The organism is Histidinibacterium aquaticum, from assembly GCF_008710275.1.
Taxonomy (GTDB): domain Bacteria; phylum Pseudomonadota; class Alphaproteobacteria; order Rhodobacterales; family Rhodobacteraceae; genus Oceanicola; species Oceanicola aquaticus.
The window spans coordinates 730,804-743,505 of record NZ_VYQE01000001.1 but is presented as its reverse complement, the minus strand read 5'-3'; the positions used below and the strand labels follow the sequence as shown (position 1 = coordinate 743,505).

The window sequence follows — 12,702 nt, the reverse complement described above, 5'->3', positions numbered from 1 at the left end:
TCCGGGCGGCAAGGGGGCAGGATCCACACGATGAAGGGACGCCTCAGCCACCTGGCCGTACCGGGCACCGAGATCGCCCTGCGGGCGACGCCGCGGGCCTCGAAGGAGCGGGTCGTCGAGGAGACGGAGGGGCTCAGGGTCTACGTCACCGTCCCGCCGGAGGACGGCAAGGCCAACCGTGCGATCCTGGCGCTGCTCGCCAAGGCGCTGGGTCTGCCGAAGTCGCGCCTGCGGCTGGTGCGGGGCGAGACCGCGCGGGACAAGGTGGTGCAAGTGCTGTGATCCCGCGGAGCGCCTTCGGCGCACTTTGTAAGCCCGGACCTCTCCTTGCGGAGAGGACCGGGCGGAGGGGGGGCTGTCTGCCCCCCGTCCGCTCCGCGGACTCCCCCCGAGGGATATTTGACCCCAGAAGAGGATCAGGCGCGGGCGCCGGAGACCTCGGCCAGAAGCTGGGCATTGCCGCCCGCGGCGGTGGTATCGATGCAGACGTGACGCTCGTGGCAGGCGTGACCCCGGTCGGGGCTGCCGGTGACCAGCGGCACGATCGGGCCGTCTCGCTTCGAGAGGGCGAGGTCGAGGGCACGGCCGGTCTCCTCGTCGCCCCACCAGAGCACGCAGGCGAGGGGGGAGAGGGTCTCGAGCGTGTCGGGGCCAACCGAGCCCTCGGCCTTCACCGGCTGGCCGCCGAGGGCCTGGATCGCTTCCGCCTGCGCCTTCGCGGCCTCGGGGCCGGGACCCAGGCACAGGACCGGTCCTCGGGGCAGGAGGGTGAGGCGGTTCGATTCGCCGGTGGGGCCGGGCAGGTCCAGCGTGCCCACGGGCTTGCCCCCGGTGACCGCCGAGAGCGCCTTTTCGAGGCGGGCGGGGTCGTCGTCTTTCTCCCAACCCAGGCCCTCGACCGGGGCGGGCGCGGGGCGGAAGCGGGGGAGGTAGTTCGGTCCGCCCGCCTTCGGGCCGGTGCCCGAGAGACCCTCGCCGCCGAAGGGCTGGGAGCCCACGATGGCGCCGATCTGGTTGCGGTTGACGTAGGTATTGCCCACCGCGATGCGGTCGACGATCTCCTGGACCCGGTCGTCGATCCGGGTGTGCAGGCCGAAGGTGAGCCCGTAGCCGGTAGCATTGACCCGGTCGATGACCTTGTCGACCTCCTCGGCGCCGAAGGTAGCGACGTGCAGGACGGGGCCGAAGACCTCGCGCTCCAGCGCCTCGATGCCCGGAACCCGGATCAGCGCGGGGGCGACGAAGGTGCCGGTCTCGGGCGCATCGAGGCGGTGCAGCAGGCGGCCCTCCGACTCGGCCTTGTCGACGTAGGCCGCGATGTCGGCGCGGGCCTCCTCGTCGATCACCGGGCCGCTGTCGGTCTCCAGCCGCCAGGGATCGCCGAGGATCAGCGTGTCCATGGCCCCCTTCAGCATCTTCAGCAGCTTCGGCGCGATATCCTCCTGCACGTAGAGGCAGCGGAGCGCAGAGCAGCGCTGGCCGGCGGACTGGAAGGCGGAAGCCAGGATGTCGCGGACCGCGTGCTCGGGCAGGGCGGTCGAATCGACGATCATGGCGTTGAGGCCGCCGGTCTCGGCCACGAGCGGGGTGCCGGGGCGGCCGGTCTCGGCGAGGCTCGCCCGGATTCGGCGGGCGGTCTCGGTCGAGCCGGTGAAGGCCACGCCTGCGAGCCGGCCGGAGGAGACGAGGGCGGCGCCGACCTTGCCGTCGCCGGGCAGGAGGTGCAGCGCCTCGCGCGGGACACCGGCCTCGTGCATCAGCTCGGCGGCACGGGCGGCGATGAGGGGCGTCTGCTCGGCAGGCTTGGCGAGCACCGCGTTGCCTTGGGCCAGGGCGGCGGCGATCTGGCCGGTGAAGATGGCGAGCGGGAAATTCCAGGGGCTGATGCAGGTCCAGGCGCCCGGCTCTCCGCCGCGGTCGCTCGCGTTGGCGCCGTAGTAGCGCAGGAAGTCCACTGCCTCGCGCACCTCGCCCACGGCGTCGAGCAGGGTCTTGCCCGCCTCGCGGTGCAGGATCGCGAAGAGCTCGAAGGCATGGGTCTCGTAGAGGTCCGCGACACGGGCGAGGATCGTGCCGCGAGCCTTGGGCTCGGTGGCCCAGGGGCGGGCGGCGTCGAGGGCCTCGGTCACGTCCTCCTCGGTGGCCCAGCGGACGTGGCCCACGGTGTCTCCAGGGTCGGCAGGGTTGGTGCGCGCCTCGGACTCGTCGGCGGCGTAGGTCTTGTCGAGAGAGGGAGCGGCGCACCATTCGTGGTCGTGGAAGGCGCCGCGCCCGGCCTCGATGGCCTCCAGCGTCGGGCGGTGGCCGAGGTCCCAGCCCGTTGAGTTCGGACGCTCGGGGGCGAAGAGTTCGGGCCCCGTCGGCAGGCGCGGAGCCTGTCCCGCGCGGGCGAAGGGGTCGGCGGCGACCTCCTCGGGGGCGACCTGCTCGTCGACGATCTGGTTGACGAAGGAGGAGTTGGCGCCGTTCTCGAGCAGGCGGCGGACGAGGTAGGCCAGCAGGTCCTCGTGGGCGCCCACGGGGGCGTAGATCCGGTGGCGGGTCTTCTCGCCCTTGAGCACGAGGCCGTGCAGCGTCTCGCCCATGCCGTGCAGGCGCTGGAACTCCCAGGCGTCGCGCGGCAGGCCCTCGGCCATGTGCAGAACGGCGGCCATGGTATGGGCGTTGTGGGTGGCGAACTGGGGATAGAGCCGGTCGGTCATGCCCAGGAGCTTGCGGGCGTTGGCGATGTAGCTGACGTCGGTCGCGGCCTTGTCGGTGAAGACCGGGAAGCCCGGCACGCCGAGGACCTGGGCGCGCTTGATCTCGGTGTCCCAGTAGGCGCCCTTGACGAGCCGGACCATGATCCGGCGGTTGGTGCGGCCGGCGAGGTCGTAGGCCCAGTCGATGACGGGAGCGGCGCGCTGGCCGTAGGCCTGCACCACGATGCCGAAGCCGTTCCAGGACGACAGCCGCTCGTCCTGCAGCGTGCGCTCGATGATGTCGAGGGAGAGCGCGAGGCGGTCGGCCTCCTCGGCGTCGATGTTGAGGCCCATGTGCGCGTCGGCGGCCTGAGCGCAGAGGTCGGCGAGGCGCGGCGGGATCTCCTCCAGCACGCGCTCGGCACGCATCTCCTCGTAGCGCGGATGGAGCGCGGAGAGCTTCACCGAGATCCCGGCGTTCTGGGTGATATCCTGGCTCTTGGACTTCTTGGCGATGGCGGCGATCGCGTCGGAATAGCTCTTCTGGTAGCGGTCGGCATCGGACCAGCTCCGGGCGGCCTCGCCCAGCATGTCGTAGGAGTAGGTGTAGCCCTTATCCTCCATCTTCGCGCCACGGGACATGGCGCGCTCGATGTCCTCTCCCAGCACGAACTGGCGGCCCATCTCCCGCATCGCACGGCCGACGGCGGTGCGGATCACCGGCTCGCCCAGGCGGCGCACGGCGCCGCGGAGGGCCTTGAAGGGCGCCTGCCGCTCGTCGTCCAGCACGCGGCCCGTCAGCATGAGCGCCCAGGTGGAGGCGTTGACGAGGCTCGAGGAGGAGTGACCCAGGTGCTTGCCCCAGTCGGAGGGGGCGATCTTGTCCTCGATGAGCGCGTCGATGGTCTCGGCGTCGGGCACGCGGAGGAGCGCCTCGGCAAGGCACATGAGGGCGATGCCCTCGTCGGTGGAGAGGCCGTATTCGGCGAGGAAGACCTCCATGAGGCCGGGGCGGCTCTCGGCGCGGATCTCTCGGACCAGTGCCGCGCCCCGGTCCCGGATGGCGGCGCGGGCGGCGGGATCGAGCTCGGCGAGCGCGGTGAGGTCCTCAAGCACCTCCTGCTCTCCGGCATAGGTCGCGCGGTCGATGCGGGCGCGGATCTCGTCGGGCGTCACGTCACGGGGCATGGCGGTCTCCTGTGGATTTCGAGCAGTATAGTGCCGGGACCGCGAAACGATGGACCGATCCGGCCAATTCTGCAAAACAACGGCCTGTATTTGGTGGAAGGGGCAGGACGATGGGGCAGGACAGGCTCGACCAGTTCGACCGTGCGATCCTCGAGATCGTGGCAGTGGAGGGCCGGATCAGCCTCGCGGAACTGGCGCGTCGCGTCGGGCTCACGAAGTCGCCGGTCCAGGCGCGGCTGAGGCGGCTCGAAGAGTCCGGCGTGATCCGGGGATACCGGGCGCTGGTCGATCCGATCCGCATGGGGCGGGATCACGTGGCCTTCGTGGAGGTCAAGCTCAGCGACACGCGCGAGAAGGCCCTCGCGGCCTTCAACGCCGGTATCCTCGCCGTTCCGAGTATCGAGCAGTGCCACATGATCGCGGGGGATTTCGACTATCTCCTCAAGGTGCGGACAGCCTCGATGGCCGAGTACCGGGCGGTTCTGGCCGAGACGATCTCGGCTCTGCCGCATGTCGCTCATACATCCACCTATGTCGCCATGCAGGCCGTCAAGGAGGAAGGACTGACGGCGACGTGACTTGACCCATGGGCAGGGAGCGTCACGCTTCTGAGCATGATACGGCTATTGCTTCTCCTGGCCTGCCTCGCCGCGCCTGCGCTCGCGCAGGACGATTGTCCGGAGGCGCCGGATCACCGCGCGGCGCTCGATTCGATCATCGCCGACATCCAGTCCGCTACCGGCGAGGGCGAGGCGCGGCAGCTGTCGAACGGTCTCTGGGAGCTCTGGACCGATGCGCCCGACGCCCGGGCGCAGGAATTGCTCGACCGCGGCATGGCGCTGCGGGAGCAGTACGCCTTCCTGGAGGCGCGCGACGTGCTCGATCGGCTCGTGGCCTACTGCCCGGACTACGCCGAGGGCTACAACCAGCGCGCCTTCGCCAGCTTCCTGCGGCGCGACTTCGACGCGGCGCTCTGGGATCTGAACCGCGCGCTGGAGATCGACCCCCGCCATGTCGCCGCGCTCTCCGGCAAGGCGCTGACGCTGATGGGGCTCGGGCGCGAGGCGGAAGCGCAGGAGACCCTGCGCGCAGCGCTGGAGCTCAACCCCTGGCTCGCCGAACGGTCTCTCCTGGAGGAGCCCCCGGGCGAGCCTCTCTGACGCGGACCGTCTTGCCGAGGCCGCCCCGACACGTCAGGAAGGGCCCGCGCCCGCGTGGTGGAACGGTAGACACAGGAGACTTAAAATCTCTAGCCGCAAGGCGTGCCGGTTCGAGTCCGGCCGCGGGCACCATTTTGAATTTTCTAGTAATATTTGGCCTGACCAGCCCCTCGCAACTGGAAGCCCGAACAGCGTTCCCACAGTGCGTTCCCACCTTCTCGTTTTGGTCTTGTTCCGTTCTAGCGACGATTTCTGTCTCGGTCTGGAACGCTCGCTTCGCGATGATCTTGTTGCGCAAATCGCTTTGGACGTAGTCTGAACCCTGGCTGAATGCCTGCCGGACCAGCGACGCGTTCGCGACATCGGGTGGCGCATTTCCCACGTGATCGATCCTGCTCCGCACGTCGGTCCATTTTCTTGGTGAACTGCGCCCGCGACACCGGTAGTTGTGGCCTGCAGAAAAACAGAAGGCGGTGCGATTGCCAGGATTTTCAGTCGATACAAAGTTGTTTCGCGAGCTTGGCGAGCTTCTGGTGGGTCGGGAATCGACCGCACTTATTGAGTTAATCAAAAACGCATACGATGCGGACGCGACCAAGGTGGCAATCGTCGGAGAAGCGATCGATGACCTTGGTGCAGGAGCTATTGTTGTTTCTGACAACGGAATAGGGATGTCCGAAAAGGAGTTCGCCAGCGGATTCCTTCGTATCGCAGGCCGTTCGAAGACCGGCACCGATCGCCGATCGCCGTGGTTTGAGCGACGCTATACTGGGGAGAAAGGTGTTGGGAGGCTTGCAGCCCATAAGCTGGCACATAAGCTTTCGGTTCGCTCCCGCCGGTGGAACGAAGAGGAACGAGATACGCTGCATGGCTTCCCCGCAAGCTATGAGCTAGCTGCAGAGATCGATTGGGATGCAATCGAAGAGCTAGAGACAATTGCAGACATCGAAGAAAGCGGCGCTGTAAAAGTAGAGTCAAAAAAACGATCCAAAGAAAGCGCAGGAACGCAGCTTCGGCTAGCTCCGCTTCGCAGGCAGTGGGGCGAAAGGGAGCGCAATCAATTTTTTCAGGAAGTCTCCACCCTAACGCCTCCGGAAATTCTTTTGGCGCCTCTTGATGACATAACAGCGACGAAGCCCTTACTTGACCAGATGTCAGTCCGAGACGAGCTGCGACCAGGAGGCTTTGAGGTCAACTATCTCGGGGACTTGGCTATTCCCGAAGGCGAGTTACCTGCGGCCGTAGCCGGCGCCTCGTGGGTGATTGAAGTTGATTGCGATAGGCAACAACGAAAGCTCACCATTAGCGTTTCACCGACGCGCCGCACCGTCTCTGAATATACGAACGCAGAGGGGTTCGTTCTGGAGAGGAAGTTGCCAAGCGACAGTCCGAACGTTGGATTCCAAGCAAGGATTCTCCAGAAATCTAATGGCCAATGGCCAGCGCGATATCAGGGTGTCCGCGTCTACTACGAAGGTTTTCGCGTTCTGCCTTATGGCGACGCGAAGGATGATTGGTTGCAACTGGATCGCGATTACAGGGCTCGAGGGCATAATGAATTAGGCCGCCTTCGGCGGCGATCAGAATGGGATTTACCGCCTGGATCACAGTTAGAAGGGCTGGCGGTCCAAGGCAATACTGCGGTTTTTGGTGCGGTACTGCTTACACGAACCGGTGCAAGCGACCTTCAGATGCTTGTTAATCGTGAAGGTTTCCTTCCTAATGAGCAGTTCACCTTCATAGAGGAGACCGTGCGCTTGGCTATCGACTTGCAGGTGCGGGTGAGATATGCCGCGACGTCTACTGTGAAACAAGCACGAAGAGCTACAAGCGGGCGACAGAAACGTGCCGCCGAAAGGGCCTCATCAGGACAATCTCCATCTGCTCATTTGCTACGAGATATCCATCAACGAGCCCAAGCTTCCATATCGAATGCGCGTTCCGCAATGACCGTTGGAAGATTTGCCGATGCTCAGGCGGAAATAGCAAAGTTGGAAGAGACCCTCGGCTCTGCAGTAGAGCTATCTGATGAGATGACATCAGAAGCCACAATGTTCCGAGTGCTTGCATCAATTGGGCTGGAGCATGCGGCATTTGTGCATGAAGTTCGAAGCATCTCTCTCGTAGCGCAATCGGTCGCTGAGGCGCTAGACCGAGTTGCAGCCGCGGAAGAGAACATCGGTCGAGCCAAGAAACTTCGTGCTATTGCCGCGGAGAGTCGAGAAATAAGAGAAAGGCTCCGCCGAAACGCGGTCTATCTGGCTGACGTCACGGGCATCGAAGGCAGGCGGCGCCGAAGCCGACAGGGAGTAAGAGATCGGCTTGAGAGGGTTCTAGCCTTCTTCGACGCGTCTATTCATAAAAAGGCCCTCGCCGTGAGGATTCAGGTTGACGAAGATGCAGTGACTCCACCAATTTTTCCGGCGGAGCTTACTGCGCTATTAAGCAATCTCATCAGTAATGCCGTGAAGTTCACTGAGGAGGGCGGACGACTGCATATTTCTACGAATGAGGATAAAGACTCATTCCAGTTGAAGGTAGAAAACAGCGGTGCGCGTGTCGACATAGCCGCTGCCGAAAAGTGGTTTGAGCCTTTCCGATCGACTAGCATTGATATTGATGAGTCGCTTGGGCAGGGGATGGGCTTAGGACTGACTATCACTCGAAGCCTTGTCGATGAGTATGGTGGGCGCGTTCGGTTTGTCGCGCCTTCCGAGGGTTATGAAACCGCGGTTGAATTGGAGTTGCCTAAGAAATGAAAAAGCCCCGAGTTCTCCTAATTGACGATGATCCGAGGCCCGCGCTTCTACCGGCATCTGTTGATGCGGTAATGCTCGATACTACCGATAGCAAATTTGGGGAAGTGCTTGCGGAGAACCTAGATTCGGCAAGCTTGATACTTCTCGATCAGAACCTTGATAGGGAGCAGATTCTCGGTCTTGGCACGTTAGATGGAGCAAGTTTTGTCGGGAATCTTAGGTCTTGGGCGCGTGCCAAGGATCTCTCACTCCCTCCGATTGCCATCTATACCAATGAGGTCGAGGCGTTTTCGGATGAGATCCCTTCGCTTGGGCCAGCAGTGCCACTCAGCGGTAGCTTCGTGGGTAGAGAGGCGCGCATGGCGCCTGCTCTGGATGTCGAATGGCTTATCGCAAAGGATGAAGATGGGTCTCTTGACACAGTTTCGTGCTTAGCCGCCGTGTCCCTGGAACTGTTGGAAGACGCTGGCGACCAGAGAATGAGCTTTGAGGAGGTTGAGGTTTTCCTACGCGTTCCGAAGGAGGCCACGTGGTACGACATGGCATTCAACCAGATTTCTAGGTGGAGTCCGCCGATCAGTGAGGCTGGGAACGCAAAATCCGGGAGCCGCGGGGCAACGCCAGTTCTACGTTGGTTGCTCCATAGAGTCCTTCCATGTCCCGGCTTGCTGCTATCCGACCAGTATGCGGCTTGGACGTTGGGGGTCGATCTAGATGACTTTTGTCGAGTTGCAAATGAGCGCGTCGAAGAATCGCCCGCTCTCCTCGAGGCAAGGTTCGAGGGTCTTGCCGGTGGACTAACCGGTCGACGTTGGTGGACCGCAGGTATCGATTTCCTTAGCTGGAAAATAAAGCGAGATGCGGAAGTCGCGGGCGATTTTGCTCGCGCTCTCAAAGATAATTTACCCGGAGAAGTCGGCCCTCTGGAGAATGAAGATCAGGTCGTGGTGGTGGATGTTGACCTTGAAGAATCCGGCTTGGAACGTATCGAGGATGCGATACAGATAAATCCGCCCGGCTGGCCTGCAGAAGCGCTGGATGTCTGGATGCGAAGGGACGAAGCGATGAACGATCCTATCGCGAGAACGATGGTTGATCCTGCGGACCTTCCGGAGAACCAATGACGTTTACCTTCAATCCCGCTCATATGGCCGACGATCTAGACTCATTCTCTAAGGGGGCCGCGAAATTCCTTCAGAAAGGATCAAAGAGCCGCATTGATCAACTGAGGATCGATCTTGTGAGCGCTGTAGCGAGTGCAAAGAAGGGAGGTGGCCAAGATTTCGTTTGGCGCACTAGAAGGGATAATCCTATTCTGTTCTCTGGTTCTCAGAGCTGGAAGGGTGGGACCGATGATTTTGACACCATGACTGCCGAGATCTCAATTGATTATCTCTGCAGTTTGCAGGTCGAGACCGGTCGGGTGTGGGTAAAGGGGGCCGTTGTTATTACTTTTCGGGATAGTGGGAACGGTGGAGTTAAAGTAGTTCACTTTGACACTGAGGAAGGCGGATGGCGGGAAGTTGTAGAGGGCCGCACGGTCGAAAGGGCGGCTCATCCGCCGTTCCATTCCCAATTCCATGGAGCGATGAATGATATTCCAAGGCTACCTAGCTTGATTGTGCACCCGATCGACGTACTAAATTTTGCAGTGATGGAGTTACATCAGAAACATTGGCGGAAGCATATCGACACGGCAAAGGCGAAGACGCTTCTTCGCCATCTTCCCAAACGACAGCGAGAGCGGCTTAGGGCGATCTTACACCAATGGGATGCTACAGTCGGACTTACTTACACCCATGCTTTGATCGCGATGCAACGACCGTTCCCTAAACCTCTAGAGCTGTAACTGTGAGTCAACAACCTCGTCGGGTTTTGCGGCGGTCGGCGAGCTCGACTCTCATTCTGGCTACGGCCTTAAGCCAGCCGGGGCCAAGGATTGGCGCAACTATCGCTCGATCCGCAATCTCAGTCGCCAAACTATGGTTTCCGTTTTGCAGTGCAACGTCGGCCTCGCTAAACGCCGTTCCCACGTCACTAGGTGCTGGTAGAATTGGGAGCCCCCTTGCGTCCTTGAGCTCGAATTTAAGAACTCCACCGCCATAGCGGCGGCCAAGAATTTCTCCTGCGAGTTGGCCAAAAGTTGATAGTAGGCTCAAAGAGGCGGCTTCCTGCTCGCGCCTAGAAAAACCTGCAATAAAAGTTACGCAGTGAAGCGTGTTCGTGCATCCGATATCGTCGTTCTGGAGGACCAACCTTGGCCCTTTGTCATTCATGTAGGTGAAAATAGCCTGGCATTCGGGTACTGATACGCGCCACCAAGGATTCCGCTTTTGAAACCATCGGGTAGTACGTCGCCGTTGAGCGTTTATCCGTGCAAGTTGTTTTCTGCTTCCGCTTCCCCGTTCGTCGATAGACTGCGGTGACAGGAGAAGCGTTCGCTCTCCTGCCGCTGCGAGGCGACGCAGGGAGGCTGCTCCGACTGTCAACGCAGGTACATGACGTGCACGAGAGACAATTGGTCTGACCTCGCTCGGCGGGATCCCGTGTCTCCGGCGAGTCTCTTCATCCAAAAGAAATACAAGATTATGGCCCGTTACGGCGCCAATGCTGATTTTCGCAATCTTCTCTAATCGGTGCGAACACCGAAGGAGGAACTGGAATTCAGCATCAGAGGCGGGGTCAACTTCTGCGACCGCGCCCGTCGTGGTCCATTTTGTTCTCTGTGGGGTTGCGCAGGACCCTTGGCGGAAGCCGCCAGCAAGTAGTAGCAGCCCCCTTTCGTCAGCGTTATTGACCCATGCTGGGTTTTTATTAAATTCGCGAAGCTCTACTGTCGAGAATTGTTCACTAACTCGCTCTAGCGCTTCCCTCCCGTAGTTCGAGAAGAGGGCGGCTGCTGGTATCACTGCCGCAATTTTACCCCCAACCTTTAAGAACTTAAATGAGTGTAAAATGAAGTAGACCCAGAGGCCGGCAGCGCCCGAAACCTGGAAGCGCCGTCGGATCTCGACTCGGATTTCTCCTGAAATTGCATGGTTTCGAGTGAAAGGCGGGTTTGCGATGACTGCATCGAAGAGGCCTGTCGATGTCGGCTCTAAATCGAGGAAGTCTTTTTCTATTGCTTCGGAATTTTCAGGGAGGTGGCTCGCAATTGTTGGGATGACGGATCGGTTTATATCGCAGGCGAGGATTGTCACCCTTGGCGTTCCATGCATTTGTGCCGAACGATTGCTTGCCGCCTTCACTAAGGCTCCTTCACCAGCACTTGGTTCCAAGACGCGCTCGTATCCCGAGCGTACGGCCCATTCTGCGAGCATGTCAGCAATCGTCGTCGGAGTGTAGAACGCCCCAAGTCTTTTTGGATCGTAGAAGGGGTCGGCAATCAACGGCGAGTCTTGATTCATCTTGTTGCTCGTAGGTTACTGGTTCTCTCTACGCGGCGCGTGAGAACCGTGCCCACATGCAGATTTGGTTCCCGATCTTCCATAGTGGCTGCGCTCTCCTGATCGTGACGCGCTCCAGCGCCCGCGAGTGTCCGTTACACCGCCCGCAACCGTCTCAGATTGCTCATACCTACAATGGTGAAGCAATGGTGTTCCATGCGATGACCTTGGCATGTTCGTGAGTTTTGGCCTCACCCCCGCTGTCGTCGCTGTTGTGCGGTACGGGAGAGCAGCTTTTGCTGGGCTCTTCCGCGGTACTTCTGGACCATCGCCAGGCTCTTGTGGCCCGTGACTGACTGGATCTCCGCGTCGCTACAACCTGCCTCCGCCAGCTCGGTGGCCGCCGTGAAGCGCCATCCATGCATGACGTAGCTTTCGGCCTTGTGCCCCAGGGCGCCGCGCACCTTCTGGAAAGCCGACGCCATCTGCCAGTAGGTAAGTGGCTCCGTCAGGTTCTTTGCCAGGATGAAGCGCCCTGTGCGCGGAACCGACTCGAGGAAGTTGCGCAGGAACGTAGGACAGTAGACCCAGAGCCTCGTCTTCGTCTTGTCCTGGACCACGGCCATGTACTCGCCGTCGAAGTGGTCCCATTCCATCGAGACTAGATCGCTGGGGCGCTGACCGGTTCCGCAGCCCAGGTGTCGAGCGATCAGCGCGCGCTGGCCGTGCACGTCGTCGCGCGCTTGGGCGGCGTTGTCGTACGCCTTCTGCAGCCATTCAGGCCAGGGCTCGTGCTCCTTCGATGTTCCGAAGAGGGAAATGCCCGCGGCGGGGTTCGTCATAGGCCAGTCCAGCTCCTGGATCGCGAAGTTGAAGAGCAGCTTGATGACCTGAATCTGCCAGTCCGCCTTCCGAGGCGTGGCGGCGTACTTCTCGTGGATGGCCCGCACCTGGCTGCGGGTCGTCTTCCGTACGTCCTTCGTCGCGTTCTTCTCGAGCAGTGCCTCGAGGACGTCGTCGTACTTCTTGCGGGTAGCCGGGGCGCGGGTGAGGTAGGCGCTGGAGCGGCGGTAGCTCCGGATCAGCTCGCCATAGGTGTGGGTGGCCCTTCCGGGTTTGAGGCGCTCGCTCTGCCCGCTGCGGAGCTTCCAGTACTCTCGATCGAACTCGGGGCTGTCTTCCGGGTGCTGGATCTCGACGTAGCGTTCCCGGCGCTTTCCGTTTTCCAGCCAGGTCTTACGGAAGAAGACCCTTCGCCGTCCCCGGATCACCTTCCGGCTCAGGTAGGGTTTGCTCCCTCGAGTCACAGCTCGAGCTCCTCCTCCATGCGGATCGCGTCGCCCCGCATGATAGCCAGAAGCTGCGACACATCCCATCTTCCAAATTTGTTAGGGCCGGGCAGGCTCCCCGCCTCGCCGAGGCGCAGGAATTCCGGCCGTTCCATGTCGAGCAGGCGCGCAGCGGTTTGTGCCTTGGCGAAGAGGGGCTGCATCCGGCTCACAGAGGAAGCCAGTCCTGGCGCGGATCC

10 protein-coding genes and 1 tRNA gene are annotated in these 12,702 nt (G+C 61.7%); 7 read left to right on the top strand and 4 right to left on the bottom strand.

The window, feature by feature from the left end; translation table 11 throughout:
* Window positions 1–30: 30 nt before the first annotated feature.
* The gene (locus F3S47_RS03720; protein WP_150443849.1) at window positions 31–282 is read left to right on the top strand and encodes a DUF167 domain-containing protein; all 252 of its coding nucleotides are present in this window, start codon (window positions 31–33) and stop codon (window positions 280–282) included.
* Between the two features lie 134 nt (window positions 283–416).
* Here F3S47_RS03720 and putA read toward each other — a convergent pair whose 3' ends face one another.
* Window positions 417–3,869, bottom strand: coding sequence for a bifunctional proline dehydrogenase/L-glutamate gamma-semialdehyde dehydrogenase PutA (putA, locus tag F3S47_RS03715; RefSeq protein ID WP_150443848.1), 3,453 nt, complete (start codon window positions 3,867–3,869; stop codon window positions 417–419).
* A 110-nt stretch (window positions 3,870–3,979) separates the two neighbouring features.
* On the opposite strand from putA, the gene F3S47_RS03710 reads away from it, so the two are divergent.
* The 6 genes from F3S47_RS03710 (at window position 3,980) to F3S47_RS03685 (ending at window position 9,637) form a co-directional block, all read left to right on the top strand.
* Window positions 3,980–4,447, top strand: a complete 468-nt coding sequence (locus F3S47_RS03710) for an Lrp/AsnC family transcriptional regulator (RefSeq protein WP_150443847.1) — start codon at window positions 3,980–3,982, stop codon at window positions 4,445–4,447.
* A gap of 36 nt (window positions 4,448–4,483) precedes the next feature.
* Window positions 4,484–5,029, top strand: coding sequence for a tetratricopeptide repeat protein (locus F3S47_RS03705; protein ID WP_150443846.1), 546 nt, complete (start codon window positions 4,484–4,486; stop codon window positions 5,027–5,029).
* A 48-nt stretch (window positions 5,030–5,077) separates the two neighbouring features.
* Window positions 5,078–5,161, top strand: a tRNA-Leu gene (locus F3S47_RS03700).
* A 314-nt stretch (window positions 5,162–5,475) separates the two neighbouring features.
* Window positions 5,476–7,788, top strand: a complete 2,313-nt coding sequence (locus F3S47_RS03695) for an ATP-binding protein (RefSeq protein WP_150443845.1) — start codon at window positions 5,476–5,478, stop codon at window positions 7,786–7,788.
* A complete protein-coding gene (locus F3S47_RS03690; protein ID WP_150443844.1) occupies window positions 7,785–8,912 on the top strand; it encodes a hypothetical protein in 1,128 nt (375 codons plus the stop codon). Before F3S47_RS03695 ends, F3S47_RS03690 begins: the two co-directional genes overlap by 4 nt.
* Window positions 8,909–9,637 (top strand): hypothetical protein, encoded by a 729-nt coding sequence (locus F3S47_RS03685; protein ID WP_150443843.1) that lies wholly within the window; start codon window positions 8,909–8,911, stop codon window positions 9,635–9,637. Before F3S47_RS03690 ends, F3S47_RS03685 begins: the two co-directional genes overlap by 4 nt.
* 7 nt (window positions 9,638–9,644) lie before the next feature.
* Here F3S47_RS03685 and F3S47_RS03680 read toward each other — a convergent pair whose 3' ends face one another.
* From F3S47_RS03680 to F3S47_RS03670, 3 genes are all read right to left on the bottom strand, one after another.
* Window positions 9,645–11,195: an Eco57I restriction-modification methylase domain-containing protein gene (locus tag F3S47_RS03680; protein ID WP_150443842.1), complete on the bottom strand. Its 1,551-nt coding sequence runs from the start codon at window positions 11,193–11,195 to the stop codon at window positions 9,645–9,647.
* A gap of 230 nt (window positions 11,196–11,425) precedes the next feature.
* On the bottom strand, window positions 11,426–12,481 hold the full coding sequence (locus F3S47_RS03675) for a site-specific integrase (protein ID WP_191090064.1): 1,056 nt from the start codon (window positions 12,479–12,481) through the stop codon (window positions 11,426–11,428).
* Complete coding sequence (locus F3S47_RS03670; RefSeq protein ID WP_150443840.1) at window positions 12,478–12,666, bottom strand: hypothetical protein; 189 nt, start codon at window positions 12,664–12,666, stop codon at window positions 12,478–12,480. The genes F3S47_RS03675 and F3S47_RS03670 overlap by 4 nt, the downstream gene beginning before the upstream one ends.
* Window positions 12,667–12,702: the final 36 nt, after the last annotated feature.

Bases quoted from the DNA above. Each gene is read 5' to 3' on its own strand.
- F3S47_RS03720 (WP_150443849.1), top strand. From the start codon at position 31: ATGAAGGGACGCCTCAGCCACCTGGCCGTACCGGGCACCGAGATCGCC.
- putA (WP_150443848.1), bottom strand. From the start codon at position 3,869: ATGCCCCGTGACGTGACGCCCGACGAGATCCGCGCCCGCATCGACCGC.
- F3S47_RS03710 (WP_150443847.1), top strand. From the start codon at position 3,980: ATGGGGCAGGACAGGCTCGACCAGTTCGACCGTGCGATCCTCGAGATC.
- F3S47_RS03705 (WP_150443846.1), top strand. From the start codon at position 4,484: ATGATACGGCTATTGCTTCTCCTGGCCTGCCTCGCCGCGCCTGCGCTC.
- F3S47_RS03690 (WP_150443844.1), top strand. From the start codon at position 7,785: ATGAAAAAGCCCCGAGTTCTCCTAATTGACGATGATCCGAGGCCCGCG.
- F3S47_RS03685 (WP_150443843.1), top strand. From the start codon at position 8,909: ATGACGTTTACCTTCAATCCCGCTCATATGGCCGACGATCTAGACTCA.
- F3S47_RS03680 (WP_150443842.1), bottom strand. From the start codon at position 11,195: ATGAATCAAGACTCGCCGTTGATTGCCGACCCCTTCTACGATCCAAAA.
- F3S47_RS03670 (WP_150443840.1), bottom strand. From the start codon at position 12,666: ATGCAGCCCCTCTTCGCCAAGGCACAAACCGCTGCGCGCCTGCTCGAC.